The sequence below is a fragment of the Aeromonas sp. TS_SC_11 genome, from assembly GCF_057318915.1.
In genome coordinates, this window is sequence record NZ_CM170470.1 from 609,123 (window position 1) to 635,232 (window position 26,110).

Genomic DNA, 26,110 nt, shown 5'->3' on the forward strand with positions numbered 1-26,110 from the left:
ATGTTTCAACAGGATATCAGCCGCGCCGTGCGCGCCGCGCTACTCGAAGACCTAGGTCAGGCCCTCACCACGCTCGATCAACCGGATGCCAGCGCCGATATCACGGCCCAGCTGATCCCGGCGGATCGCATTGCCAGCGCCCGGGTCATTACCCGGGAGGCGGGCGTCTTCTGTGGCCAACCCTGGGTGGATGAAGTGTTCGCCCAGCTCGGCGGCGAGGTAAAGGTGGAGTGGCTGGTGCAAGATGGCGAACCGCTCTCCCCTAATCAGGAGCTGTTTCGCCTGCACGGCCCGGCCCGCGTTTTGCTGACCGGCGAGCGCAACGCACTGAACTTCGTGCAGACCCTCTCGGGTGTTGCCACCCTCACCGCCCGCTATGTGGCCGAACTAGCGGGCACCCGCTGTCGTCTGCTCGATACCCGCAAGACCCTGCCTGGCCTGCGCACCGCCCAGAAATACGCAGTCACTTGTGGCGGTGGCAAGAACCACAGAATCGGTCTCTATGATGCCTATCTCATCAAAGAGAACCATATACTTGCCTGCGGCGGCATAAGCGAAGCCATCACCGAAGCCCGCCGCCTCAATCCGGGCAAACCGGTGGAGGTGGAGGTCGAATCCCTGGCCGAGCTGGCACAGGCACTGGCCGCCAACGCCGATATAGTGATGCTGGACAACTTCGATGTGCCCATGATGCGCGAAGCCGTGACCCTCAATCAGGGCCGTGCCAAGCTGGAGGTCTCCGGCAATGTGACGCTGGACACGCTGGCAGAATATGCCGCCACCGGCGTCGACTTTATCTCGGTAGGGGCACTGACCAAGCATGTGCGGGCACTGGATCTCTCCATGCGCTTTATTTAGCTGGATAAAGCCAACTGAGAAAGACTCGCGATCTCATCATGGCTCGGCTGACATATAAGAAGATGAAGGACTTGCAAAAGGCGCCACGGGCGCCTTTTCTTTATGCAGGATCCCTCAGCAAAGGAGTGTGATGATGGACCCCATCCCGCCAGTAAAAAAGAGCCAGTAGAGGCTCTTCATCCATGATTTATATCAAGTTCCTCGCAAATGACAGGAAACTAGTTAACAAAGGCGATGCGCTCTGTTGCCAAGTCGAACAGCTCGGATAAGATACTGACGTGTGGATAGTTTTCCACCAGCACGTCTCAGGAACCAAGGACAAAAGGATATTTGACATGAAGAAGCAATCAGGCTTTACCCTTATCGAACTGATGATCGTGGTCGCGATCGTCGCCATCCTGGCCGCCATCGCGCTGCCTGCGTATCAGACTTACACCAAAAAGGCCAAGTTTACAGAAGTTGTAGCTGCAACAGGGGCGCTAAAAACAGCCGTAGAGGTATGCTTCAGCTCTACAAGTGACATGACAACTTGCCAAGATGATGGAACGAACGGAATTCCTACAATCTCTGGTTATCCAAAAGGCTTAGTGGCAAGCCTCACTCTTGCTGCAGCCCCATCTAATGCGAGTGCAGCCATGATCACAGCTACTGGAGAGGACGAAGTAGATGGCGACACATATATCCTAACCGGTGAAGCTGATAATGGTTCAGTCATATGGACTAAATCTGGTACTTGTACTACCAGTGGCCTCTGCTAACGCATGACCTCTAGCCCCAATAGCGGCCTGGCGTTAAGCCTGGCCGCCTCATCTCTGCTCAGTGAGTCCGACTCACAGCGTTACCTGAGCCAAGCCAAGGCCCAGCGCAAACCATTCGTGACATTTCTGATTGAAAACGAGATCCTCGACAGCAAGGCGCTGGCGGATTTTTGCGAGCTGGAATATGGGGTGCCTCTGCTGGATCTTGCCGCTTTCGACCTGGCCGAGATCCCGCAGAAGTACCTCAATCAGAAGCTGATTGAAAAACACCATGTGCTGCCCATCTACACCCAGGGCCACACCCTCTATATCGCCATGTCGGATCCGACCAACGTGTCGGCACTGGAGGATTTTGGCTTCAGCTTCGGGCTCCATACAGAAGCCCTGCTAGTGGAAGAGAACAAGCTCACCGCCGCCATCGGCAAGCTGCTGGAAAGCGAGCAGGATGCCCTCGGCATGGAGGAGATCGACGAGTCGGAGATCTCCGAGCTGGAAGTCTCGGACGAAAACTCCCGCCTCGATGAGAGCGTCAATACCGCCGACGACGATGCCCCCATCGTCAAATACATCAATAAAATCATGATGGATGCCATCAAGCGCGGCGCCTCGGATCTGCACTTCGAACCCTATGAGACCAAGTACCGTATCCGCTTTCGGATCGATGGCATACTGCACGAGATAGCGACGCCGCCGGTCAATCTGGCCAACCGCTTTTCGGCCCGCCTCAAGGTGATGGCGCGACTCGATATCGCAGAGCGACGGCTGCCTCAGGATGGTCGCATCAAGCTCAAGCTGTCGCGCAACAAATCCATGGATATGCGGGTCAACACACTGCCCACCATGTGGGGCGAGAAGATCGTTATCCGTCTGCTCGACTCCTCAGCGGCGCGGCTCAATATCGAACAGCTCGGCTTCGACGACCGGCAGAAGGCACAGTATCTGCGTGCCCTCTCCAAGCCACAGGGCATGATACTGGTGACAGGCCCGACCGGCTCTGGCAAGACTGTATCTCTCTATACCGGTCTCAATATTCTCAACACCACAGAGGTGAACATCTCCACTGCAGAAGATCCAGTGGAGATCAACCTGCCCGGTGTCAACCAGGTACAAGTCAATCCCAAGGCGGGGCTGACCTTCGCCAGCGCCCTGCGCTCTTTTCTTCGCCAAGACCCCGACGTTGTGATGGTGGGGGAAATCCGGGATCTGGAAACCGCCGAGATTGCCATCAAAGCCGCCCAGACCGGCCACCTGGTGCTCTCCACCCTGCACACAAACTCGGCTGCCGAAACCCTGACCCGGATGATGAACATGGGGGTCCCGGCCTTCAATATCGCCTCTTCAGTAACCCTCATCATGGCCCAGCGCCTCGCTCGCAAGCTCTGCGATCACTGCAAAGCGCCGGAAGTGGTGCCCGAGGCTGAATTGCTGGAGCTGGGCTTCACCCAGCAGCAGTTGGCCGCCGGCTTGCGCCTGTTCAAACCGGTAGGCTGCAAAGAGTGCTCGGGGGGCTACAAGGGTCGGGTCGGTATCTACGAAATCATGCTAATGTCTGAAAACATTGCAAAATTGATCATGCAAGGGGCCAACTCCCTGCAAATTGCAGCGATTGCTCAAAAAGAGGGAATGCGAACCCTGCGTGTCTCGGGCCTGGAGAAGGCCCGCCTGGGAGTGACCAGCCTGGCAGAGATCAACCGAGTGACCACCAACTGACAGACCATTTCCAATCAGACTGACTGATCCAGGTGATGCCGAACCGGCGTCCTTGACGATTCCCATCAGGCTAGGGCATCCAGGCAACAAGAGAGTGGCTCGGATGCCAGCGCCCAATTGCAGGATGCAGTGATGGCAACGCTAACGCAAAAACAGAATGCCCCCAAGAAAGTCTTTGCCTTCCGCTGGAGCGGGGTAAATCGCAAAGGTCAGAAGGTATCCGGCGAGCTGCAGGCCGACAGCATCAATACGGTCAAGGCCGAACTGCGCAAGCAGGGGGTCAATGTCACCAGAGTGAGCAAAAAGAGCCAGGGGCTTTTTTCCAAGGGTGGCGCCAGGATCAAACCGATGGATATCGCCATCGTTTCCCGTCAGATCACCACAATGCTCTCCGCCGGGGTACCTCTGGTGCAGAGCCTGCAGATCATAGCACGCAGCCATGAAAAAGCCGCGATGCGCGAGCTGATGGGCCAGATCGCTGCCGATGTGGAGACAGGCACCCCGATGTCAGATGCCCTGCGCCGCCACCCTCGCCACTTTGATGCGCTCTATTGCGATCTGGTGGAAGCGGGCGAGCAATCCGGCGCCCTGGAAACCATCTACGATCGCATCGCCACCTATAGAGAAAAATCGGAAGCGCTCAAGTCCAAGATCAAGAAGGCGATGTTCTATCCCGCCATGGTCATCCTGGTCGCCATCGTCGTCACCTCCATACTGCTGCTGTTCGTCATCCCGCAGTTCGAGGACATCTTCAAGAGCTTTGGTGCCGAGCTGCCCATCTTCACCCAGTTTGTCATCGGCATCTCCCGCTTCATGCAGAATTGGTGGTATGTGATTTTTGGCGGGATAGGGCTTGGCATTTTCCTTTATGTACGTGCATGGCGCGCATCCCAGAAAGTCAAAGACAACACAGACAAGTTCATCCTCACCATTCCCGTGGTGGGCATGATACTGCACAAGGCGGCCATGGCCCGCTTCGCCCGCACCCTCTCCACCACCTTCTCGGCGGGCATACCCCTGGTGGATGCACTGATCTCGGCCGCCGGCGCCTCAGGCAACTATGTCTATCGCACCGCCGTCATGGCCATTCGCAACGAGGTGGTAGCCGGCATGCAGATCAACGTGGCCATGCGCACCGTGGATCTCTTCCCCGATATGGTGATCCAGATGGTGATGATCGGTGAGGAGTCAGGCGCCATCGATGATATGCTCTCCAAGGTCGCGACCATCTTCGAGCAAGAGGTCGATGACTTGGTCGACGGCCTCACCAGCCTGCTGGAGCCTCTCATCATGGTGGTGCTGGGGGTACTGGTCGGCGGTATGGTCGTTGCCATGTACCTGCCCATCTTCAAGCTGGGTGACGTGGTAGGCTGATCCGCGAGGGTGTGCACTCACAACGGCATGCCCTTTTCCCAATTTCATGACAGACGGTTGGTTATGACACTTCTTCTCGAGCTGGCACACGGCTTGCCATGGCTCTACTTCTCGCTGGTATTTCTCTTCTCCCTGATGATCGGCAGCTTTCTCAACGTGGTGATCCACCGCCTGCCCATCATGCTGGAACGGGAGTGGCAGGCCGAATATCGCAGCTATTTCAGTTCAGACACGCCGCAGCCAGAAGCTGACGAGCGCTACAATCTGATGGTGCCGCGCTCCTGCTGCCCTCACTGTAATCACCCCATAACGGCCCTGGAAAACATTCCCCTGCTGAGCTGGCTCTGGCTCAAAGGTCGCTGCCGGGGCTGCCAGGCCGCCATTTCGGCTCGCTATCCGCTGGTGGAGCTGCTGACCGCTCTGCTCTCTGTGGTGGTTGCCATGACGCTCACCCCTGGCTGGGGCACGCTGGCTGCCCTCCTGCTGACCTGGGTGCTGGTGGCGCTCACCTTTATCGATCTGGACAAGATGCTGCTGCCGGACCAGCTCACCTTGCCGCTACTGTGGGGCGGGCTGCTGTTCAACCTGCTTGGCGGATACGTGCCTCTCGGCGATGCTGTCATCGGCGCCATGGCAGGCTATCTGGTGCTGTGGAGCCTCTACTGGGCCTTCAAGCTGCTTACCGGCAAGGAGGGCATGGGCTATGGGGACTTCAAACTGCTGGCAGCGCTGGGAGCCTGGCTTGGCTGGCAGGCGCTGCCCATAGTACTGCTGCTCTCTTCTCTGGTCGGCGCCATCTTCGGCATTGGCCTCATTTTGCTGCGCAACCATCACCAGAGCAAACCCATCCCCTTTGGCCCCTATCTCGCCATCGCAGGCTGGATCGCACTGCTCTGGGGCGATAGCATCACCCGCTGGTATCTCTCCACTATCCTCTGAAAAAAGGGTGCACTGACTCATGTATATCGTTGCAATCACAGGCGGTATTGGCAGCGGCAAAACCACCATTGCCAATCAGTTTGCCGAGCTTGGCATAGACATAGTGGATGCGGACGTCATCGCTCGCGAAGTCGTGGAGCCCGGCACACCGGCCCTGGCCGCCATCGCCGCCCAGTTTGGCCCCGAGATGCTGGATCCGCAGGGGCAGCTCGATCGGCGCCGCCTGCGGGAGCGGGTATTCAGCGATCCTGACGCCAAGGCATGGCTCAACGGCCTGCTCCATCCGCTGATCCGCCAGGAGATGCTGCGCCAGTGCGCCAACGCACGCTCGCCCTATTGCCTGCTGGTGGTGCCGCTGCTGATCGAGAACAGACTTACCCAGCTGGCCAACCGGGTGCTGGTGATCGATGTGGATGAGGCAACCCAGGTTGAGCGGACCTGTCGCCGGGATGGCGTTAGCCGAGCGCAAGCAGAGGCCATTCTCGCTGCACAGGCAAGCCGTGCCGAGCGGCTCGCGGCAGCCGATGACGTGCTGGACAACCAAAATGACGCAGCCGAGACCATAAAGCGCCGGATTTTAGCGCTGCACGAGACATATATGGCATTTGCCTCTCAACAAGCCAGTCAAGTGTGAGTACACTAGGCCGGTTTATGGCTGGCCAGGATTAGGCATGATTTACGATTTTCCCCTCAATGAAAAAAGCCGGACCTATCTTCGTCTGGAGTCTCTCTTTTCCCAGATCCGCGACAATCTGGACAGTGACCAGTCCTGGGCACACATCGCCTTCTTCAAGGGGCTGTTCGATCTGCAAGAATTGCTGGAGCGCGGAGACCTGCGAGCCGATCTCATCAAGGATCTGGAGCGTCTCGGCCAGCGTCTGAGCCACTGGGCCAGTCTGCCGGATGTCGATCTGGAACAGATCAAACAGATGCAGCAGGAGAGCACCCAGCTCTCTCGCAACCTGCTCAGTGCCTCACGCCCCGGCGCTCGGCTGAAAGAGGATAGACTGCTCGGCTCAATCCGTCAGCGCTTCTCTATTCCCGGCGGTCTGTGCGCCTTCGATGTACCGCAACTGCACCACTGGTTGGGTACGCCGACGATGGTTCGCAACCAGCAGATGCAACTTTGGCTCAGCGACATCAATCTGCTGATGAATGCCATTACCCTATTGCTGCGGCTATGGCGTGAATCCGGCAACTTCAGCGACGAGATCGCTACCAATGGTTTCTTCCAAGATACTGCCGAGAATGCGGAACTGATCCGCATCCGCCTGCCCGATGCCCAGCAGTGCTATCCGACGCTGAGCGGCCACAAGAACCGTTTCGCGCTGCGCTTCCTGCCCACTACAGAGCAACAGATTGGCGACGTTCCCTTCCAGCTCGCCTGCTGCTAAGGAGTAACCATGGTCACCAAAGTAAAGTGCCCGACGTGTAAAACCGAATTGGAATGGGGGCCGCAGAGCCCGTTCCGCCCCTTCTGCAGCAAGCGCTGCCAGCTGATCGATCTTGGCGAATGGGCGGATGAAGAAAAGCGAATCCCGGGCCCCATCAACCCGGACCTGCTGCCTTACCCGGATGAAGGTGAGCAGTGGCAGTGAGCCGCACACAAAAAAGGGCCGACAAGGCCCTTTTTAAATTGCTGTCAAATCCGTAGCAATGACTTAGCCAGGGTCAATCAGACCGCCAGAGAGGCTTGCAGCCGCCCCACGATAGGACCGTTGGCATCCGGGAACTGGTATTCATGCAGTGATGCCAGCGGCACCCACAGGCACTCCTGCCCCTCCTTGCCAAACGGCTCACCGCTAAAACGGGTTACCTTCCAGATATCCAGCAATACCTGCTTCTCGGGGTAGTCATGATGCAGCTCCATGAAGGGAGCGCAATCCAGCACCCGGATACCAATCTCTTCCCACAACTCCCTGTCCAGCGCGGTGAGCAGGTCTTCCCCCGCCTCTACCTTGCCACCCGGGAACTCCCAGCGATCGCCCTGATGGCGGTCTGAAGAGCGCTTGGCGATGAAGATATCGCCCTGCTCATTCTCGATGACGCCAACCGCCACCCAGATCCGTTTTTTCTGTTCCATCATTGTCCTCAACGTAAACACGGCAATGTGGCTATCCAGGGGGCCAGCCGACGAGCTTGCAGCGCCCCTTGCGCCGTAAATATATCCTGCCCCACATGTTCAGTCCCGTCAGGTGCGGGAAGGGGCCAGGGGATGGCCCCTGGCGGGGTGAAGCAACGGTCATGAACCAGACAGCTCTGGGCCAGATAGCTCCAGAGAGTGTCACGCAGAAACCATTGGTCTATGTTCGGCGTTTCCATCGCCTCCGGTTGATAGGTATCCAGCAAGGGCGCCAGCGGCGGCAACACGCCGGCCACCCCACCCCACATACCCGCCAAGACCAGGTCGGTATGGCTCCACCAGTCCCGCATGATATGAAACCAGCGGCCCGATGCAAGCCAGCCATCAACGGCAACCCGCTCTCGCACGCCCGGCACTGAATCCACATCCCGCACCAGAAAGCGGCCTACTTGCGGGTCGTTGGCCACCTGAAAGCGCCAGCACAGGCGCTGACGCAGGGATTGACCGGACGCTTGCATGCACACCTCGGCACCCAATTCCCCCAGAGTGGCAAGCAGCGTCGACGGCACGCTCTCATCCACGTAGAAACGAACGCTCCACCCCGGATAGAGGTAGGAAGCAGCCAGCACATTGTCGACAGCTCCGCGCAAATAGCGGGGCGCGCTGCCCCACAGAGAGAAGGCGATGACATTCTGCTTGCCGGCGTGTCCTGCCAGCCAGGCATCAGGCTCTCCATCGGGTAACGACCAGCCCTGTGGCTGCTGGCGAACCGCCCTATCCTTCAGGATCAGCGCCCTGGTTCCGGCGGCAGCCGCCTCGACATAGCGCCCACGTTTGGCTTGCGAGGTGCACAACCCATCCAGGGCATGGAAATCCTCAGGAGTGCGTACCAACAGGGTTTGCAGCCTCTCCACCGCACGTTCATGCTGACCCGAACGTGACAGACAGACGCAGAGATTGCGCAGCACCTCGTCGTTATCAGGAGCCGCCTGATGTGCCATCTCCAGCACCTGTGCGGCAGAGGCAGGGTCATCACACAAGAAGAGGTAATAGGCAAATTGCAGCTGCAATGCCACTGGCTTTGCCGCAGTACTGTTCAGCTTTGTCAGCAGTTGCTGGATCGCAGCCTGTCTCTGTCCTCCAAGCCAGCGCTCATGGGCACTGGCATCCCATCCTGTCGGCATTTTGCTCATGGTCTTCCCTCTCCTTTTGCCGCCCTGAAACAAATGCACCGCCCGGAGGCGGTGCATGAAGCGTCACTGTGCGATCAGGTCAACTGACCGTGGCAATGCTTGTATTTTTTGCCGGAGCCACAGGGGCAGGGATCGTTGCGACCGATCTTCTGCTCATCCCGCACGAAGGTGGTGTGACCCTCTTCGGCAGCAGCCTCTTCATCAGCCAACTGGCTCTCTGCGGTGGCATGGGTGTAAGTGCGGGGAGCAGCTTCGGACTGCTGGCGCTGCTGCTCTTCCAGGGCTTCCACATCACGCTCCTGCACCTGAACACGGCTCAGTATGCTGACCACGTCGCGCTTGAGAGTTTCCAGCATCTGGGTGAACAGATCGAAAGACTCGCGCTTGTACTCCTGCTTGGGGTTCTTCTGGGCGTAGCCGCGCAAATGGATGCCCTGACGCAGGTGATCCATGGCCGCCAGATGCTCCTTCCACAGGCCATCCAGAGTTTGCAGCATCACCGCCTTCTCGAAGTTGCGCAGCACCTCGACACCGACCAGTTCCTGCTTGTGGGCATAGAGTTTGGTGGCTTCGTCCAGAATGCGCTCGCGCAGCTTCTCTTCATACAGCTTGTCATCTTCCGCCAGCCATTGCTGCAACGGCAGATCCAGCCCGAAATCGGCTTTCAGACGCGCTTCCAGACCCGGCACATCCCACATCTCTTCCAGAGACTGGGGCGGAATGTATTCGTCGATCACGGCACCATAGACATCGTCACGGATGACGTGGATGGTCTCGGAGATGTCGTTGGTATCCAGCAGCTCGTTGCGCTGCTCATAGACCACCTTGCGCTGGTCGTTGGCCACGTCATCAAACTCGAGCAAGCTCTTGCGGATATCGAAGTTGCGACCTTCCACCTTGCGCTGGGCATTTTCGATGGCCTTGGTTACCCAGGGATGCTCGATGGCCTCGCCCTCTTCCATGCCCAGCTTCTTCATCATGCCGGTCACGCGATCGGAGGCGAAGATCCGCATCAGGGTATCTTCCATGGAGAGATAGAAACGGGAGGAGCCCGGGTCACCCTGACGACCAGAACGGCCGCGCAGCTGGTTGTCGATACGACGGGATTCGTGACGCTCGGTACCGATAATGTGCAGACCACCTGCGGCCAGCACTTCATCGTGACGCACCTGCCAGGCCGCTTTCAGCTCGGCGATTTGCTCGTCAGTCGGGTTATCCAGCTGGGCAATCTCGGCCTGCCAGTTGCCACCCAGCACTATGTCGGTACCACGACCGGCCATGTTAGTGGCGATAGTAACGGCGCCAAGCTGACCTGCCTGAGCCACGATTTCCGCTTCCATGGCGTGGAACTTGGCGTTCAGTACCTTGTGCGGAATATTCTCCTTGGTCAGGATGCCGGAGAGCAGCTCGGAGTTTTCGATTGAGACAGTACCCACCAGCACCGGCTGACCACGGGAGACACAACCGCGAATGTCTTCGACGATGGCGGCGTATTTCTCCTGGGCAGTCAGATAGACCAGATCGCCCATGTCTTTACGCACCATCGGCTTGTTGGTCGGGATAACCACGGTATCCAGGCCGTAAATCTGCTGGAATTCAAAGGCTTCGGTATCTGCCGTGCCCGTCATGCCCGCCAGCTTGTCATAGAGACGGAAGTAGTTCTGGAAGGTGATGGAGGCCAGAGTCTGGTTCTCGTTCTGGATCTTGACCCCTTCCTTCGCCTCGACGGCCTGGTGCAGGCCATCAGACCAGCGACGACCCGGCATGGTACGGCCGGTGTGTTCGTCAACGATGACGATCTCGTCTTTTTGCACTATGTAGTCGACGTTGCGCTCAAACAGAGTGTGGGCACGCAGACCGGCGTTGACGTGGTGCAGCAGGCTGATGTTGGTCGCGGAGAACAGAGAGTCCTCTTCGGCCAGCAGCCCTTCTCGCTTGAGCAACTCTTCCACGAAAATCTGACCATTTTCGGTCAGCAGGGCCTGACGGTTCTTCTCGTCTACCGTGTAGTGACCTTCGCCTGTGTACTCCTCGGTATCTTCCTTGTCCTGCTTGATCAGTTGCGGGATCAGCTTGTTGACCTGAATGTAAAGGGCGGAGCTGTCTTCGGCCGGGCCTGAGATAATCAGCGGGGTACGAGCTTCATCGATGAGCACGGAGTCGACTTCATCGACCAGCGCGTAGTTGAGCGGACGCTGGACACGCTGCTCGGGCGAGAACGCCATGTTGTCACGCAGGTAATCAAAACCGAATTCGTTGTTGGTACCGTAGGTAATATCTGCAGCATAAGCGTCACGCTTCTGGGACGCATCCATGCCAGGCACGTTGCAATCGACCGTCATGCCGAGGAAGGTGAACAGGGGGCGGTTAGCCTCGGCATCACGCTTGGCCAGATAGTCGTTCACCGTCACCACGTGCACACCACGACCGCTCAGGGCATTCAGATAGGCCGGCAAGGTAGCAGTCAGCGTCTTGCCCTCACCGGTTTTCATTTCAGCGATGCGGTTGGAGTCAAGCACCATGCCGCCGATCAGCTGGACGTCGAAGTGACGCATGCCAAACACCCGCTTGGAGGCCTCACGCACGGTCGCGAACGCTTCCGGCAGCAACTGATCCAGCGTCTCACCCTGCTCCAGACGCTGACGATATTCAGCTGTCTTGGCCTGCAACTCGCTATCGGACAAAGCCTCAAACTGAGGCTCCATCGCATTGATCTGTTTTACAATTTTGCGCAAAGCCTTGAGCGTTCTGTCGTTCCGGCTGCCGATAATCTTGGTAAGCAGTGTGCTAATCATGGGTACCAACTATTTCTGGTTATATAAGTGTTCCGTCACTGGAACCTGGAGAAAAAAACCTAACCCCGTCTGGCGTTGAGAAAGCGTGCGGGGTTGACCTGACGACCGTCTTTCAATACTTCGTAATGCAAATGGACCCCGGTCGCGCGACCGGTGCGTCCCATCAAGGCAATCTTCTGACCCTGATCGACTAGCGTGCCCACTTCAACCAGCAACTTGGAGTTGTGGGCATAGCGGGTCACCAAACCATTGCCATGGTTCACTTCCACCATGTTGCCAAATTCCGGATGGCGGCCTGCCCAGCTGATGATGCCCGGGCCCGTCGCCAAAATAGGGGTACCGGGCTTGCCACGGAAATCGACCCCTTTATGCATCTTGGCGCGACCGTTGAACGGGTCGATCCGACCACCAAAGCCTGACGAGATCCAGACCCGCTCCTGTTTGACAGGCGAGCCTGAAATAAAACCGGCATCGGCTATATGGTGATTCATGATGAAAGATTCAAGTACCGACAGCTGCTCTTCACGACTGCTGAGCTGCTGGCTGAGATGCTTCATGGAATCCTGCAATTCATTCAGGTTGACTTCCAGATCCACATCATAGGAAGGACCGCCCATAGGGGGCAGTTCCTTGAAATTGAACTCCTCGGGATCGAGGTCTGCCTGCTCGGTCAAGCGTTCACCGAGCGCATTGATACGACCCAACTGCCCCTGCATGGTGCCCACCTGGGCGGCCAGCATGGCAAGCTGTTCGCGGGCTTCATCTGCCCCTTGAGTGGATGTCTGTTGTTCGGCCATGGCCAGCGCCACTTCGAGCGCATCCATTTTCTGGTGCCAGCTCTGCCAGAGCCAGCCGCCACCCAGGGCCAATACAGAGAAGAGGATTCCGCCGACCCAGGCCAGACGTTGTTTGGGCAAATGCAACTTGCGTCGCTGCTTGCCGTTGAGGATCAGGGTAATGCTCATAGAAATCTGTCTGCTCGGTCAGGTGAGGCCAGGAGCCTGCACGGGAAATAAAACCGGGAGATAATCGGTATCGGTATCGGTATCAGGATGGAAAAATGAATGACAGGACGTCGGTGCGGAGAGATGACCGGCGTCCTGTTGCACAGCTATCAGGCCAGAACCAGACCGTTATCGTAGTAAGCGATAGGCGCTTTGGCACCCTCGCCCTCGAAGGTGACCAGTTCCCAGGCCTCCTGCTTGGCCAGCAAGGCACGCAGCAGCTTGTTGTTCAGAGCATGGCCGGTCTTGTAGGCACGGAATTCGCCGATGATGCTGCGGTTACACATATAAAGGTCACCGATAGCATCCAACATTTTGTGTTTGACGAATTCATCTTCATAACGCAAGCCATCTTCGTTCAGTACCCGGTAGTCATCCAGTACAACGGCATTTTCCAGGCTTCCGCCCAATGCCAGGTTCTGGGAACGCAGGTACTCGATGTCACGCATGAAGCCAAAAGTGCGGGCACGACTGATCTCTTTCACGAAAGAAGCACCGGAGAAGTCCAGCACGCAACGCTGATTGCGTCCTTCAAATACCGGATGCTGGAAGTCGATCTCGAGATCCATTTTGAAGCCGTTGCGATAGGGGTGGAATTCCGCCCACTTGTCGCCGTCTTCAACCCGGATGCTCTGCTTGATCCGCACGAACTGCTTGGCAGCATTTTGCTCGCGGATACCGACTTCTTGCAGCAGGTAGATAAAGGGGTGCGCACTGCCGTCCATCACCGGGATCTCGGGTGCGTCAACCTCCACATAGAGGTTGTCGATCCCCATCCCAGCCAGCGCGGCAGAGAGGTGCTCAATGGTAGAGACACGGACACCGGCTTCGTTGACCAAAGCGGTACAAAGCACGGTATCGCGCACCTGATCGGCATTGGCTGGCAGCGCTACCACAGGATCAAGATCGGTACGCAAGTAAACGATCCCTGTGTTAACAGGCGCCGGACGGAACGTCATTGTGACTTTCCGGCCCGAATGCAGGCCAACACCAGTGGCCTGGACACTCGTTTTCAAGGTTCTTTGTCTAATCATGGGCGTATCCGCTTAACAGCTCATATTCCGGACCAGATGGTCGTTGGCAGGCCATCTTAGCACATTCCTTAAGCAACAAACAAACTAGTGCCATTAGAGGCTTAGTCAGCTTGCTTGCGCAGGAACGCAGGAATATCGAGATAATCCGGTTCACGACGAGCTTGCGGCTCGGCGTTGACCACCTTGGCCGGAGCCTCTTCCATCACGCGAGACTGCAGGGCTTCGCTGATCAGGGGCTGACGGGCCGGACGCTCTTGTACCATGTTGTTTTTGACCAGCGTGATGTCGGGCTTGCGCTCGGCACCGATACCGGTAGCCACCACGGTCACACGCAGTTCGTCGTGCATTTCCGGGTCGATTACGGTACCCACCACCACAGTGGCGTTCTCGGATGCGAAGGCCTTGACCGCGTTACCCACGGTTTCGAACTCTTCAATGGTCATGTCCATACCGGCGGTGATGTTGACTAGGATGCCACGGGCACCGGCCAGATCCACGTCTTCCAGCAGCGGGCTGGAGATGGCTTTCTCGGCCGCTTCTTCGGCACGGTCATCACCGGAGGCGGAACCGGTACCCATCATGGCGGTACCCATTTCACGCATCACGGTACGCACGTCCGCGAAGTCGACGTTGATCAGGCCCGGACGGGTGATCAGCTCGGCGATCCCCTGTACCGCACCCAGCAGCACATCGTTGGCTGCCTTGAAGGCGTCCAGCAGGGAGATGCCACGACCCAGTACCTTCAGCAACTTGTCGTTGGGGATGGTGATCAGGGAGTCGACGTTCTTGGACAGCTCTTCGATGCCGTGGGCGGCGAAGCCCATCCGTTTTTTCCCTTCGAAGGAGAACGGCTTGGTTACGACAGCAACTGTCAGTATACCCATCTCGCGGGCCACTTCGGCCACGATCGGTGCAGCACCGGTACCGGTACCACCACCCATGCCGGCGGCGATGAACACCATGTCGGAACCGGTCAGCAGCTCACGCAGCGCTTCCCTGTCTTCCATGGCCGCATCACGACCCACTTCCGGATTGGCTCCGGCACCCAGACCCTTGGTGATGCCACCACCGATCTGCAGAGTTGTGTTGGCGCTGGAGTTACGCAGAGCCTGGGCGTCAGTGTTGACGGTAATGAATTCGACACCTTCGATGTTTTGACGAACCATGTGCTCGACTGCGTTACCGCCGCCGCCACCCACACCAATCACTTTAATGACGGCTTCGTCAGTGTGGCTATCCATAAATTCAAACATGTTGTCTCTCCGCTTTATTTGCCTGACTCAGCAAAATCTTTTAGAACTCGCCACGCAACCAGTTGCTGACCCGTTTGACCAGCCCACCTACGCTTGCCTTGGCGGCATATTCCTTGCTACTGCCTGAAGATTGATGGGTGCGGCCGTACTGCAGCAACCCGACCGCGGTCGAGTACACAGGTGCCTGCACATAATCACTCAATCCCCGTATATTCATGGGCTCTCCCACCCGGACCTGGCTCTGGAAGATCTGCTCTGCGCACTCCACAATGCCTTCGATCTGGGCAGCGCCGCCGGTCAAGACCACACCGGCTGCCAGCTGATGCTTGACCCCCTGCGCTTTCAACTCGCTTTGTACCCGCACCAGCTCATCATTCACCATGGAGAGCAACTCGGTGTAACGGGGTTCAATCACTTCAGCCAGTGTCTGCCGTTGCAGGCTACGCGCCGGACGACCGCCGACACTGGGTACTTCAATATTGTCTTCCTTGCTGACCAGACGGCCGAGTGCACAGCCATAGCGCACCTTGATCGCTTCTGCGTCAAGCGGCGGTGTGCCGAAGGCGTAGGCGATATCGCTGGTCACTGTGCTGCCGGCGTACGGGATCACCTTGGTGTGGCGCAGGGCACCGCCGGTAAACAGCGACATGTCCATGGTACCGCCACCTATGTCCACCACGCAGACCCCCAGCTCTTTCTCGTCTTCGGTCAGCACGGCATAGCTGGAAGCCAGCGCGGAGAAGATCAGCTGATCCACTCGCAAGCCGACCTTCTCCACACATTTTTCAATGTTGCGGGCCATGTCGTTGTGGCAGGTGATCAGGTGCACCTTGGCCGCCATCCGCACACCGGACAGACCAACCGGGTTCTTGATCCCTTCCTGGTAGTCGATGGCAAACTCCTGGGGCAGCACATGCAGCACCCGCAGCTCATCGGACAAACGTACCGACTTGGCGGTGTGGATGACGTTGTCCACGTCCTCCTGGGTCACCTCCTCATCGGAGATGGGCACCATGCCGGTTTCGTTGCGGCAATCGATATGCTTGCCGGACAGCCCCAGATACACAGAGCTGATCTGGCAGTCGGCCATCATCTCTGCCTCTTCCACCGCACGACGCAGGGACTTGACCACGGAATCGAGATCGTTGACCCCGCCCTTATCCATGCCACGCGAGGCGTGACTGCCCATGCCGATGACATTGAGCTCACCGTCTGGCAGCACTTCGCCGACCAGAACCGCCACCTTGGTTGTGCCGATATCCAGTCCGACAATCAGATTTCTATCTGCGGTTTTGGTCATTCACTTTCTCTTCGTTCTTCTTCCAGCCAACAGCCATTCCGGTGTCATATCGAAGATCCACATAAGCAACCCGCTCACGGGGTTCGATGACCGGAAAAGCATCGATAAACCGCTGCAGTCGGAGCGCAATATCCGCGCGCCCCAAAAACAGCTGAATGTTGCCATCCAGGGTCAATTCCCAGGCATGGCGGGGAGTCAGATTCACCCCCAGCAACTTGTATCCTCTGGCCGCCAGCTGCGCCTCGTACTGACGGCTGGCTTCCAGCACCTTGGCGGCCTGGTCTTCAGGCCCGGATAGCTGCATCAGGGGGGTCTTCACCCTGTCCGGCGCACTGAACACCTCACCCTTGGTGTTGACGAAGCGGTTGCCATTCCAGCGTGCCGCTACCGCCTGTTCGGTGAGATAGACCTTGATCTTGTTTGGCCACTTCTTGCGTACAGAGACCTGGGCCACCCAAGGCAAGGCGTTCAACCGCGCCTGTAATTCGTTAACGTCCAACTCGAAGAAGTTACGCAGCTCGGCACCATCCAGCACGGCGCTACGCAACTCGTCGGTTTGCAAATACTGGTGTTGCCCCTGCAGCAAGAGCTCGCTCATGGGCAACCGGTTGGCATCCGTCAGCCAACCTTTAACATCCAGCGCAGTCTGGTAGAGACCCCACATGACCAGGATGAAAAATGTCACCCCTGCAATGAAGCCACCCTTGGTGCGCCCTTGTGCACTTGCCTCCACCCGATCTTTCCCCGTTTAACGCGCCACTTTGGCCCTTTGCAGACCGGCTCGCCATTATATAGGCGCCGGCTTGGCGGTCAAAATACTCATTGGGCCCTCAGGCGCCGGATTTCATGCTGTCGATGCTCAATTTCATCTCACTGAGGCGACGGGACAAGGCACCTACGTTCCCGGCCCCCTGGGTCAGCACCAGATCCCCCTCGCCAATCAGGTCCGCCAGTATTGCAGGGACATCGTCCGGAGTAGCGGCAAAGATGGGTTCCAGGCTGCCACGGGAACGGATGGAGCGGCACAAGGCTCGACCATCTGCCCCGGGGATTGGCTCTTCGCCGGCGGCATAGACTTCCAGCATCACCAGCACATCCACCTTGGAGAGCACGTCCGAGAAGTCTTCATAGAGATCGCGGGTACGGGTGTAGCGGTGTGGCTGGAACACCATGACCAGGCGCTTGTCCGGCCAACCGGCGCGTGCGGCATTGATGGTCACCTTGACTTCGCTCGGGTGGTGACCGTAGTCATCCACCAGCATGGCCTTGCCACGACCTGTCTCGAATTCACCATATTGCTGGAAGCGGCGTCCTACCCCTTCAAACTTGGCCAGCGCACATATGATGGCATCATCGCCGATCCCGTCTTCGGTAGCGACAGCAATCGCTGCGGCAGCATTGAGCGCATTGTGGATGCCAGGCAGGTTCAAGGTCACTGCCAGCTCGCCTGCATCCTTGCGACGCACCCGGAAACAGCTGCGATTGCTGGTCTGCACGAAGTCCAGTACCTGCACATCGGCGTCGTCGCTCAGACCGTAGGTGATGGTCGGGCGAGCGATCTCGGGCAACATGCCACGGATCACGGGGTCATCCACACACACCACGGCCAGACCGTAAAACGGCAGGTTGTGCAAAAAGTCGATGAAGGTGGCCTTCAGCTTGGAAAAGTCGCCACCGTAGGTTTCCATGTGATCCGCTTCGATGTTGGTCACTATGGAAACCATGGGCTGCAGATGCAGGAAGGAGGCATCGCTCTCGTCCGCTTCTGCAATCAGGTAACGGCTGCTGCCCAGACGCGCATTGGTACCGGCGCTGTTGAGCAGACCGCCGATGACGAAGGTCGGATCCCTGTCCGCTTCTGCATAGATACTCGCCACCAGACTGGTGGTGGTGGTCTTGCCATGCGTCCCCGCTATGGCGATACCATGACGAAAACGCATCAGCTCGGCCAGCATCTCGGCGCGGCGCACCACGGGTATGCGCAACTCGCGGGCAGCCAGCAACTCGGGGTTATCCTGCTTGATTGCGGTAGAAACCACCACCACGCTCGCCTCGCTCACGTGTTCAGCACTGTGCCCCACGAAGATATGGGCACCCAGCGACGCCAGTCGCTCAGTCACCGCATTTCGGGCCAGATCAGAACCGGTAACCTGATACCCTTCGTTGGCAAGCACCTCGGCGATCCCGCCCATACCGGCGCCACCTATGCCGATAAAGTGGATGCGACGCACCCGACGCATTTCAGGGATCATGGTACGCAGTTTTGCCAGTTCAACCTTGGTCATAGTTCTCTCTCATTCTGCCCGGCTGCAAGTCGCTTGCATTCATCGGCAACCCGCTCGGCGGCATCGGTAATGGCAACACGACGGGCGGCCTGGGCCATGTTCAATAGGGTTTCCCTGCGCCCGGAAAGCCAGGAGAGACGCGCAGCCAGCGAGGCCGTGGTCAGCTCGGATTGGGGCAGGAATTCAGCAGCGCCACCATCGACCAGGGTCAGGGCGTTGCGGGTCTGGTGATCATCCACCGCATGGGGCAGTGGCACAAAAATGGCGGCGACGCCGGCAGCGGCCACTTCGGAGACGGTCAGGGCCCCCGCGCGACACACCACCAGATCGGCCCAAGCATAGGCATCAGCCATGTCCTTGATAAACTCGCTCACCTCGGCCTCGACGCCCTGTTTGGCATACGCCAGTGCGACAGATTCACGGTTGCCCTTGCCACACTGGTGACGCACTTCAATTGGCACGCCGGCAGCCGCAACCGCCGCTGGCACCTGTTCGTTGAGCACCCGGGCTCCCAGGCTGCCACCGACGATCAGCAGATGCAGCGGCTCTGTGCTGCTGCTTCGCTGCGGATCCGGCAAGGCGACCACTTCGGGTCGAACCGGGTTGCCCACCACAGCGGTGCGACGACTCGGTGCAAATGCCCCCGGAAAGGCCATCAGCACCCGCTTGGCGAGGCGCGCCAGCAGTTTGTTGGTCAGGCCGGCCGCCGCATTCTGTTCGTGCAGCAGCAGGGGAATACCGGACAACCAGGCCGCCACGCCGCCAGGGCCTGAGGCAAAGCCGCCCATGCCGAGCACAACGTCGGGCCGTATGGTCTTGAGCACGCGGCGAGCCTGCAGCACCGATTTGACGATGCGATACGGGGCGGCCAGCAGACGCTTGATGCCGTTGCCACGCACTCCCTGAATGTCGATGAAGGAGATGGGATAACCGTGGGCGGGCACCAGCTCGGCCTCCATACGGTCGGCGGTGCCGAGCCAGTGGATGGTCCAGCCCTGGGCCTTGAGGCGATCGGCCACGGCCAAGCCAGGGAACACATGGCCCCCGGTACCGCCTGCCATCACCAGCAGTGTCTTGCTCACGAAACCTCCCGCACACGCGCCTGGGCACTGGCCTGACGCAACTCGAAATCGATACGAACCAGCATGCTCACCGCCACCATCATGATGATGAGACTGGAACCGCCATAACTGACCAGCGGCAGGGTCAGCCCCTTGGTGGGCATCATGCCGCTGGCGGCGCCGACGTTGACGAAGGTCTGGAAGCTGAACCAGATGCCGATGCCGATGGCCAGATAGCCTTCATACAAGCGCTCGGCAACCAGAGCCTGGTGACCCAGCTTGAGCGCCTTGAACGAGAGCGCAAAAATGAGAAACAGCGCGCCCAGCACGCCGGCATAACCCAGCTCTTCACCCAGGATCGCAAACACGAAGTCGGTGTGGGCCTCCGGCAGGTATTCCATCTTCTGGATGGAGTTGCCAAGCCCCTCACCAAACCAGCTACCACGACCAAACGCCATCAACGACTGGGTCAGCTGGTAACCGCTGCCGAACGGATCGGCCCAGGGGTCAAGGAAGGAGGTCACCCGCCGCATCCGGTACGGCTCGGCGATAACCAGAGTCACTACGGCGCTCACCCCCACCAGGATAAGGCCGATGAATTGGCCCAGGCGCGCCCCCGCCAGAAACAACATCCCCAAAGAGGTGACAAACATCACGACCACAGAACCCAGATCAGGCTGGGCCAGCAGCAGGATAGCCACCACGAACAGCACGGCCATCGGCTTCATGAAGCCGATGAAGCGCTCGCGCACCTCGCTCTGGCGGCGCACCAGGTAGCCCGCCAGATAGACAAACAGCGCCAGCTTGCCAAACTCCGCCGGTTGCAGGTTGAAGGGGCCAAGGGGCAGCCAGCGGATAGAACCGTTGACGCTGCGCCCCACCAGCAACACCAGCACCAGCATCAGGATGGCGAGTACCAGCATGGGACCGTTGTAATGCTGCCAGCGTGCCATGGGCACTTGCAGCACAAACCAGGAGATGCCAAGGGCCATCACCAGAAACAGGCCGTGACGCTTCACGAACATGAAGGGATCGTTGTTGATGGCGATCCCCTCCGGGATCGAGGCCGAGGCCACTATCACCAGCCCCACCGCCATCAATGCCAGCGCCAGAACCACCAGCTGCCGATCGTAGAGACCCGCAGGGCGCGCCGGTAACAACCAGCGTTGCAGCAATCCTGCGACGGAGCGAAGGGCGCTCATAGTGCCAGCACCATGTCGGTGAAGTGATCGCCACGGGCTTCAAACGACTTGAATTGATCCAGGCTGGCGCAGGCCGGCGCCAGCAACACCCAGTCACCCGGTCTGGCATCGGCCGCGGCCTTGGCCACGGCGGCATCGAGGTCAGATACCCGCTCGGTTTGCTCACCGAGGGCGAGCAGTATGTCTGCATCCTGACCGAAGCAATACATGTGATCGATCTGGTGACCAAGCAGTGCCTGCAGCGGACCAAAATCCTGTCCCTTGCCCTGACCACCGGCCAGCAGCAACAGGCGTCCCTTGACCGCTTCCCGCACACCGGCCACGGCAGCCAGAGTGGCGCCCACATTGGTGGCCTTGGAATCGTTGACCCAGCGCACTCCGTTCACCTCCCGCACGAAGCGGGCGCGGTGGGGCAGGCCTTCAAAACGGCGCAGCACGGCGAGTTGCGGCTCGCGGGGAATACCCACCGCATCGCACAGGGCCATGGCGGCCAGAGCATTCGCCTGATTGTGGGCACCGACGATCTTCATTTCGTCCACGGGGAGCAGCGGCTCACCGTGCAGGGTCAACCAGTGGCGGCCATCCAGCAGGCAGCGGCCATAGCCGTTGCAGTCGAGACCGAAGCTCTGCCATACCTGACCCACGTCGGGCTGGGTCTGGACATCGTCCCGGTTGACCAGAATGTGTTTGGAATGCTGGTGGATCTCCATCTTGGCGGCGCGGTAATCGGCCATGCCCTGATAACGATCCATATGGTCTTCAGACAGGTTCAGCACCACGGAGGCGGCGGCACGCAGGCTGTGGGTGGTCTCCAGCTGGAAGCTGGAAAGCTCCAGCACGCAGAGATCCATCGGCTGCTTGAGCAGCTCCAGCGCTGGCGTGCCTATGTTGCCACCAACGCCAACCTTGAGGCCGGCCTCGGCAATCATCTCGCCGACCAGGGTGGTGACTGTGCTCTTGCCGTTGGAACCCGTGATGGCGATCACCGGCACCTGTGTCTCGCGCACGAACAGCTCGATATCACCAACGATACTCACCCCGAACTCGGCCGCAGCTTTCAGTTCGGGAGTGGCCAGGGCAATGCCCGGGCTCGCCACTATCATGTGCGCCTGCTTGAGCAGATCGCCATCCAGCCCATGGATCAGTTCTACCTCGGCGGGCAGTTGATCCTTGCCAGGTGGATTGGCGCGGGTATCCATCACCAGAGGCGTGATGCCACGGCCGAGGAAGTAATCGACGCAGGAGAGTCCGGTTTTACCGAGTCCGATGATGATGACCATGGCTTACCTCACCTTCAGGGTGGCGAGGCCAAGCAGCACCAGCATGAGAGTGATGATCCAGAAACGCACTATGACGCGCGGCTCCGGCCAGCCCTTCTTCTCATAATGGTGATGGATTGGCGCCATGCGGAAGATGCGCACGCCGCGCAGCTTGTAGGATCCCACCTGCAGTATCACCGAGACAGTCTCCATCACGAAGACCCCCCCCATGATGACCAGCAGAAACTCCTGGCGCACCAGCACGGCTATGGTGCCAAGCGCGCCGCCGAGGGCCAGGGAACCGACGTCCCCCATGAAGACCTGGGCCGGATAGGTATTGAACCAGAGAAAGCCCAGACCCGCCCCGACGATGGCGGTGCAAACGATCACCAGCTCGGAGGTATAGGGCACGTAGGGAATATGCAGGTAGTTGGCGAAGTTGACGTTGCCGGTCGCCCAGGCGATCAGGGCAAAGCCCCCTGCCACCATCACGGTCGGCATGATGGCCAGACCATCCAGACCGTCGGTCAGATTGACCGCGTTGGAGGTGCCGACGATGACAAAATAGGTCAGCACTATGAACATCAGTCCCAGCTGCGGCATCACATCCTTGAGGAAGGGCACCACCAGCTGGGTCTGGCCGTCGTGGGTGGCCGTGGTATAGAGGAACACAGCCACCAGCAGCGCAACGGCGGATTGCCAGAAGTACTTCCAGCGGGCGATCAGGCCGTCAGTATTCTTGCGCACCACCTTGAGGTAGTCATCGGCAAAGCCGATGGCGCCGTAGGCACCGAGCACGAACAGCACCAGCCAGACATAGGGGTTGTCGAGACGGCTCCAGAGCAGCACAGAGATGAAGATGGCCGCGATGATCATCAGCCCCCCCATGGTCGGGGTGCCCCGCTTGCTCAGATGGGATTCGGGGCCGTCGTTGCGGATCACCTGACCGAATTTCAGGATCTGCAGGCGACGGATGAGGTGAGGCCCCATCCAGAGCGCCACCACCAGACCCGTGATGATCGACAAAATGGCGCGAAACGTCAGGTAGGAGAATACGTTGAAGAAGGTGAAGTGCGGGGTGAGCAGTTCCGCCAGCCAGACTAGCATGTGGCTGACTCCTGACGGTCAACGACCATCTTGACGATATCTTCCATGCGGGAGCCGCGGGCACCTTTGACCAGAATCGAAATTTCTTGATGTGTATTTATCATTTGCGCAAGCACTTCAAACAACGACGCCTTGTTATCGAAATGTCGGCCAGCCGCGGCATCTGCGGTGTGGCGACTCTGTTCCCCTACTGTCAGCACGGCGTCCAGACCGCACTCACTGGCATGGCGTCCGACCCGGGCGTGTTGCTCGGCAGACTCCTCACCCAACTCCTTCATGTCACCGAATACCAACACCTTGTAGCCGCCCATGGCAGTCAGGGCATCGATACCCGCCAGCACGGATTCCACGCTGGCGTTATAGGTGTCATCCACCAGAGTGAGACCACCCCAGCGCTGTACGCAAAAGCGTCCCTTGACCGGCGCCATCTGCTCCAGCCCCGCCTTGACGGAGGCAAGCGAAGCTCCGAGCGCCAGACAGCCTGCGGCAGCAGCCAGGGCATTGGCCACGTTGTGGCGACCTGGAATGGCCAGAGTCAGGCTCAATTCCCCGTTCGGCGTCACCATCACGAATTCGGCGCAGCCCTGCCCGTTGAGCGCTATGCCACGGGCATGGAAAGGCTGGTTCTGATCCTCGATGGAGAAGGCACAGTGGATCCCGGCTGCCTGCCACTTGGGCCAGAAGGCGCTATCGGCGTTGACGATGGCGGTTCCCTGCTCGCTCAGACCTTCAAAAATCTCGCTCTTGGCGTGAAAGACCCCCTCAAGGGAGCCGAAGCCCTCCAGATGGGCAGCCGCCACGTTATTGATGAGGGCGGCATCGGGTCGGGCCAGCGACGTGGTCCAGGCGATCTCGCCCGGATGGTTGGCACCCAGCTCCATCACCGCAAACTGGTGCTGCGGTTCGAGCCGCAACAGGGTCAGCGGCACGCCCACTTCATTGTTGAAGTTGCCGGCGGTGGCCAGCACTTCCCCTTCGTGGCGCAAGATGGCGGTCGCCATCTCTTTCACCGTGGTCTTGCCACAGCTACCGGTAATGGCCAGCACTTTCGGATTGATGCGCTCGCGCACCAGCTTGCCGATATGCCCCAGCCCCTTGAGACTGTCGGTCACGACAAGCTGTGGAATGGCCAATGGCAGCTCGCGCTCCACCAGCAGGGCAGACGCCCCTGCGGCAACGGCCTGATCGCAAAAATCGTGGGCATCGAAACGCTCACCGCGCAGCGCAACAAACAAGGCGCCCTTCCCCAAGGTGCGGGTGTCGGTACTGACAGTCGTGATCTCGCCGTCTTCACCAATCAGACGGGCATCGAGCACCTGCGCCAGGTCAGCAAGCCTGAGGGTCATCATGTGAATGACTCCAATAATGTGTGCAAGGCGGCGGCGACGGTTTCCCGGTCGCTGTAGTGCCGCTTGTCGGTTCCAATGACCTGATAATCCTCGTGGCCCTTACCGGCCACCAGGATGATGTCCTGTTTGCCCGCCTGACCGAGGGCCAGTGCAATCGCCTTGACCCTGTCGTGCTCAATCTGCACGGCAGCAGGATCACGAAGGCCCGCCACCATGTCCGCCATGATCTGGGCCGGCTCCTCGGTACGGGGGTTGTCGTCGGTGAGGATCACGCGATCCGCATGCTGCTCTGCCATGGCAGCCATCATGGGGCGCTTGCCTCGGTCCCGATCGCCACCGCACCCTACCAGACACCAGAGCTGACCTTCGCAGTGCACCCGCAGGGCCTGCAACGCCTTCTCCAGCGCGTCCGGGGTATGGGCATAATCGACCACGGCGAGCGGTGCATTGCCGCCACCGAAGCACTCCATGCGACCAGTCACCGGCTGCAATTGAGGCGCGGTTGCCAACAGCGCGTTGAAGTCATAACCGAGCACCAGCATGGCGCCCATGGCGGCCAGCACATTGCTGACGTTGAAGCGGCCGAGCAAGGGGGCGGATAATACACCATTCCCCCAACTGGAGTTAATCTGTGTGCGAAAACCTTGTTGGTGGAAGTGGGGATCCTGCGCCGTCAGCTGTCGACCCGGATGGTCTGCAATCGGGCCGTTTACGCTGAATGCCACCGCGCCAGGATAGGCCGCCAGCCACTGGTACCCCAGCCGGTCATCGGCATTGATGACGGCGCAGGGTTCATCGACCAGTTTGAGCAGCTCTTCCTTGGCGGCGCCATAGGCTTCCATGGTGCCGTGGTAGTCCAGATGATCCCGGCTCAGGTTGGTGAAAACGGCGGCGGCAAACGGCAGCGCCGCAACGCGATGCTGTACCAGACCATGGCTGGACACCTCCATTGCCACCAGATCCGCCCCCTGCTGTTGCAGGCTCGCAAGATTGGCCTGCACCTGCACGGCACTGCCAGTGGTGTTTTCTGCTTCAACCAGCTCACCGAACAGGCCATTGCCTATGGTGCCCATCACGCCGGCCTTGCCACCCAGCAGGGTGCGCCAGTTGGCAACCAGCAGCGCAGTGGTGCTCTTGCCGTTGGTACCAGTGATGCCCACCAGATCCAGCTTGCTGGCTGGTTGCCCGTAAAAATAGCCAGCCAGCTCGGAGAGCCTGGCAGGCAGATCACGAATCCCGATGCAGGGAATGGTCAGAGGCGGCGCGACAAATTCCCCGTCCTCCTCAAACACGATGGCGGTCGCTCCCTGAGCCACCGCCTGTTCGATAAACCGTCTGCCATCCATCTGATGCCCGCGGATAGCGATAAAGAGACAGCCTGGCCCGACCCGCCGACTGTCCAGCTGGATATCGGTGAGGCTGAGCGCCGGAGCACTTATGCCAAAGGGGCGCAGCAGTGAATCAAGTGCGCGGTGCAACATGGGAAGCCTCCGTACAGGCGAGAAGGCGGGTGCTCAAACGGTAAAGCGACATGGAAAAGGCCCCG

23 protein-coding genes are annotated in these 26,110 nt (G+C 59.2%); 8 read left to right on the forward strand and 15 right to left on the reverse strand.

From position 1 onward, the window contains the following. The 8 genes from nadC to yacG all read left to right on the forward strand — a co-directional run bounded on the left by nadC (position 1) and on the right by yacG (position 7,237). A complete protein-coding gene (gene nadC / locus AC1P02_RS02825; RefSeq protein WP_374993759.1) occupies positions 1-858 on the forward strand; it encodes a carboxylating nicotinate-nucleotide diphosphorylase in 858 nt (285 codons plus the stop codon). A 335-nt stretch (positions 859-1,193) separates the two neighbouring features. Further along, positions 1,194-1,616, forward strand: coding sequence for a pilin (locus tag AC1P02_RS02830; RefSeq protein WP_485184000.1), 423 nt, complete (start codon positions 1,194-1,196; stop codon positions 1,614-1,616). A 3-nt stretch (positions 1,617-1,619) separates the two neighbouring features. After that, a complete protein-coding gene (gene tapB, locus AC1P02_RS02835; RefSeq protein WP_058394588.1) occupies positions 1,620-3,326 on the forward strand; it encodes a PilB family type IVa pilus assembly ATPase TapB in 1,707 nt (568 codons plus the stop codon). Between the two features lie 132 nt (positions 3,327-3,458). Then, complete coding sequence (locus AC1P02_RS02840; protein WP_059113460.1) at positions 3,459-4,700, forward strand: type II secretion system F family protein; 1,242 nt, start codon at positions 3,459-3,461, stop codon at positions 4,698-4,700. A gap of 63 nt (positions 4,701-4,763) precedes the next feature. Then, a complete protein-coding gene (locus AC1P02_RS02845) occupies positions 4,764-5,639 on the forward strand; it encodes a prepilin peptidase (protein WP_125729778.1) in 876 nt (291 codons plus the stop codon). Positions 5,640-5,658: 19 nt separating this feature from the next. Next, positions 5,659-6,273 (forward strand): dephospho-CoA kinase, encoded by a 615-nt coding sequence (coaE, locus tag AC1P02_RS02850; protein ID WP_096119755.1) that lies wholly within the window; start codon positions 5,659-5,661, stop codon positions 6,271-6,273. A 37-nt stretch (positions 6,274-6,310) separates the two neighbouring features. Next, positions 6,311-7,033, forward strand: a complete 723-nt coding sequence (gene zapD, locus AC1P02_RS02855; RefSeq protein ID WP_005314166.1) for a cell division protein ZapD — start codon at positions 6,311-6,313, stop codon at positions 7,031-7,033. 9 nt (positions 7,034-7,042) lie between these two features. Then, positions 7,043-7,237 carry a DNA gyrase inhibitor YacG gene (gene yacG / locus AC1P02_RS02860; protein WP_005314167.1) on the forward strand — a complete coding sequence of 65 codons (195 nt, stop codon included), beginning with the start codon at positions 7,043-7,045 and terminating at the stop codon, positions 7,235-7,237. A 77-nt stretch (positions 7,238-7,314) separates the two neighbouring features. Here the strand turns inward: yacG and mutT are convergent, their stop codons facing one another. The 15 genes from mutT to murE form a co-directional block, all read right to left on the reverse strand. Then, complete coding sequence (gene mutT, locus AC1P02_RS02865; RefSeq protein WP_005314168.1) at positions 7,315-7,722, reverse strand: 8-oxo-dGTP diphosphatase MutT; 408 nt, start codon at positions 7,720-7,722, stop codon at positions 7,315-7,317. An 8-nt stretch (positions 7,723-7,730) separates the two neighbouring features. After that, on the reverse strand, positions 7,731-8,915 hold the full coding sequence (locus tag AC1P02_RS02870; RefSeq protein WP_485184005.1) for a tetratricopeptide repeat protein: 1,185 nt from the start codon (positions 8,913-8,915) through the stop codon (positions 7,731-7,733). Between the two features lie 74 nt (positions 8,916-8,989). Beyond that, complete coding sequence (gene secA, locus AC1P02_RS02875; protein WP_021140335.1) at positions 8,990-11,710, reverse strand: preprotein translocase subunit SecA; 2,721 nt, start codon at positions 11,708-11,710, stop codon at positions 8,990-8,992. A gap of 59 nt (positions 11,711-11,769) precedes the next feature. Then, positions 11,770-12,675, reverse strand: a complete 906-nt coding sequence (locus AC1P02_RS02880) for a M23 family metallopeptidase (protein WP_485184007.1) — start codon at positions 12,673-12,675, stop codon at positions 11,770-11,772. Positions 12,676-12,824: 149 nt separating this feature from the next. After that, positions 12,825-13,748 carry a UDP-3-O-acyl-N-acetylglucosamine deacetylase gene (gene lpxC, locus AC1P02_RS02885; RefSeq protein WP_017412296.1) on the reverse strand — a complete coding sequence of 308 codons (924 nt, stop codon included), beginning with the start codon at positions 13,746-13,748 and terminating at the stop codon, positions 12,825-12,827. A gap of 101 nt (positions 13,749-13,849) precedes the next feature. After that, on the reverse strand, positions 13,850-15,001 hold the full coding sequence (gene ftsZ, locus AC1P02_RS02890; protein WP_005305686.1) for a cell division protein FtsZ: 1,152 nt from the start codon (positions 14,999-15,001) through the stop codon (positions 13,850-13,852). Between the two features lie 40 nt (positions 15,002-15,041). Then, positions 15,042-16,301 carry a cell division protein FtsA gene (gene ftsA / locus AC1P02_RS02895; protein WP_005314183.1) on the reverse strand — a complete coding sequence of 420 codons (1,260 nt, stop codon included), beginning with the start codon at positions 16,299-16,301 and terminating at the stop codon, positions 15,042-15,044. Further along, on the reverse strand, positions 16,282-17,034 hold the full coding sequence (locus AC1P02_RS02900) for a cell division protein FtsQ/DivIB (RefSeq protein ID WP_058394593.1): 753 nt from the start codon (positions 17,032-17,034) through the stop codon (positions 16,282-16,284). Before AC1P02_RS02900 ends, ftsA begins: the two co-directional genes overlap by 20 nt. Positions 17,035-17,131: 97 nt before the next feature. Beyond that, positions 17,132-18,586 carry a UDP-N-acetylmuramate--L-alanine ligase gene (gene murC, locus AC1P02_RS02905; RefSeq protein WP_058394594.1) on the reverse strand — a complete coding sequence of 485 codons (1,455 nt, stop codon included), beginning with the start codon at positions 18,584-18,586 and terminating at the stop codon, positions 17,132-17,134. Next, the gene (gene murG, locus AC1P02_RS02910; RefSeq protein ID WP_485184014.1) at positions 18,583-19,668 is read right to left on the reverse strand and encodes an undecaprenyldiphospho-muramoylpentapeptide beta-N-acetylglucosaminyltransferase; all 1,086 of its coding nucleotides are present in this window, start codon (positions 19,666-19,668) and stop codon (positions 18,583-18,585) included. The genes murC and murG overlap by 4 nt, the downstream gene beginning before the upstream one ends. Next, complete coding sequence (gene ftsW, locus AC1P02_RS02915; RefSeq protein ID WP_005314192.1) at positions 19,665-20,849, reverse strand: cell division protein FtsW; 1,185 nt, start codon at positions 20,847-20,849, stop codon at positions 19,665-19,667. Before ftsW ends, murG begins: the two co-directional genes overlap by 4 nt. Next, complete coding sequence (gene murD / locus AC1P02_RS02920; protein ID WP_485184017.1) at positions 20,846-22,129, reverse strand: UDP-N-acetylmuramoyl-L-alanine--D-glutamate ligase; 1,284 nt, start codon at positions 22,127-22,129, stop codon at positions 20,846-20,848. Before murD ends, ftsW begins: the two co-directional genes overlap by 4 nt. A 3-nt stretch (positions 22,130-22,132) precedes the next feature. After that, the gene (mraY, locus tag AC1P02_RS02925) at positions 22,133-23,215 is read right to left on the reverse strand and encodes a phospho-N-acetylmuramoyl-pentapeptide-transferase (protein WP_005314196.1); all 1,083 of its coding nucleotides are present in this window, start codon (positions 23,213-23,215) and stop codon (positions 22,133-22,135) included. Further along, a complete protein-coding gene (gene murF / locus AC1P02_RS02930) occupies positions 23,209-24,564 on the reverse strand; it encodes a UDP-N-acetylmuramoyl-tripeptide--D-alanyl-D-alanine ligase (RefSeq protein WP_021140328.1) in 1,356 nt (451 codons plus the stop codon). The genes mraY and murF overlap by 7 nt, the downstream gene beginning before the upstream one ends. Next, on the reverse strand, positions 24,561-26,045 hold the full coding sequence (murE, locus tag AC1P02_RS02935; RefSeq protein ID WP_485184020.1) for a UDP-N-acetylmuramoyl-L-alanyl-D-glutamate--2,6-diaminopimelate ligase: 1,485 nt from the start codon (positions 26,043-26,045) through the stop codon (positions 24,561-24,563). Before murE ends, murF begins: the two co-directional genes overlap by 4 nt. Between the last annotated feature and the right edge of the window lie 65 nt (positions 26,046-26,110).

What these genes read in the sequence shown, in the direction of transcription:
- murF (WP_021140328.1), bottom strand. Translation starts at nt 24,564, where the DNA reads ATGATGACCCTCAGGCTTGCTGACCTGGCGCAGGTGCTCGATGCCCGT.
- ftsW (WP_005314192.1), bottom strand. Translation starts at nt 20,849, where the DNA reads ATGAGCGCCCTTCGCTCCGTCGCAGGATTGCTGCAACGCTGGTTGTTA.
- mutT (WP_005314168.1), bottom strand. Translation starts at nt 7,722, where the DNA reads ATGGAACAGAAAAAACGGATCTGGGTGGCGGTTGGCGTCATCGAGAAT.
- secA (WP_021140335.1), bottom strand. Translation starts at nt 11,710, where the DNA reads ATGATTAGCACACTGCTTACCAAGATTATCGGCAGCCGGAACGACAGA.
- AC1P02_RS02830 (WP_485184000.1), top strand. Translation starts at nt 1,194, where the DNA reads ATGAAGAAGCAATCAGGCTTTACCCTTATCGAACTGATGATCGTGGTC.
- murD (WP_485184017.1), bottom strand. Translation starts at nt 22,129, where the DNA reads ATGGTCATCATCATCGGACTCGGTAAAACCGGACTCTCCTGCGTCGAT.
- zapD (WP_005314166.1), top strand. Translation starts at nt 6,311, where the DNA reads ATGATTTACGATTTTCCCCTCAATGAAAAAAGCCGGACCTATCTTCGT.
- yacG (WP_005314167.1), top strand. Translation starts at nt 7,043, where the DNA reads ATGGTCACCAAAGTAAAGTGCCCGACGTGTAAAACCGAATTGGAATGG.
- murC (WP_058394594.1), bottom strand. Translation starts at nt 18,586, where the DNA reads ATGACCAAGGTTGAACTGGCAAAACTGCGTACCATGATCCCTGAAATG.
- AC1P02_RS02870 (WP_485184005.1), bottom strand. Translation starts at nt 8,915, where the DNA reads ATGAGCAAAATGCCGACAGGATGGGATGCCAGTGCCCATGAGCGCTGG.
- AC1P02_RS02845 (WP_125729778.1), top strand. Translation starts at nt 4,764, where the DNA reads ATGACACTTCTTCTCGAGCTGGCACACGGCTTGCCATGGCTCTACTTC.
- AC1P02_RS02840 (WP_059113460.1), top strand. Translation starts at nt 3,459, where the DNA reads ATGGCAACGCTAACGCAAAAACAGAATGCCCCCAAGAAAGTCTTTGCC.
- ftsZ (WP_005305686.1), bottom strand. Translation starts at nt 15,001, where the DNA reads ATGTTTGAATTTATGGATAGCCACACTGACGAAGCCGTCATTAAAGTG.
- coaE (WP_096119755.1), top strand. Translation starts at nt 5,659, where the DNA reads ATGTATATCGTTGCAATCACAGGCGGTATTGGCAGCGGCAAAACCACC.
- nadC (WP_374993759.1), top strand. Translation starts at nt 1, where the DNA reads ATGTTTCAACAGGATATCAGCCGCGCCGTGCGCGCCGCGCTACTCGAA.
- mraY (WP_005314196.1), bottom strand. Translation starts at nt 23,215, where the DNA reads ATGCTAGTCTGGCTGGCGGAACTGCTCACCCCGCACTTCACCTTCTTC.
- murE (WP_485184020.1), bottom strand. Translation starts at nt 26,045, where the DNA reads ATGTTGCACCGCGCACTTGATTCACTGCTGCGCCCCTTTGGCATAAGT.
- lpxC (WP_017412296.1), bottom strand. Translation starts at nt 13,748, where the DNA reads ATGATTAGACAAAGAACCTTGAAAACGAGTGTCCAGGCCACTGGTGTT.
- ftsA (WP_005314183.1), bottom strand. Translation starts at nt 16,301, where the DNA reads ATGACCAAAACCGCAGATAGAAATCTGATTGTCGGACTGGATATCGGC.
- AC1P02_RS02880 (WP_485184007.1), bottom strand. Translation starts at nt 12,675, where the DNA reads ATGAGCATTACCCTGATCCTCAACGGCAAGCAGCGACGCAAGTTGCAT.
- tapB (WP_058394588.1), top strand. Translation starts at nt 1,620, where the DNA reads ATGACCTCTAGCCCCAATAGCGGCCTGGCGTTAAGCCTGGCCGCCTCA.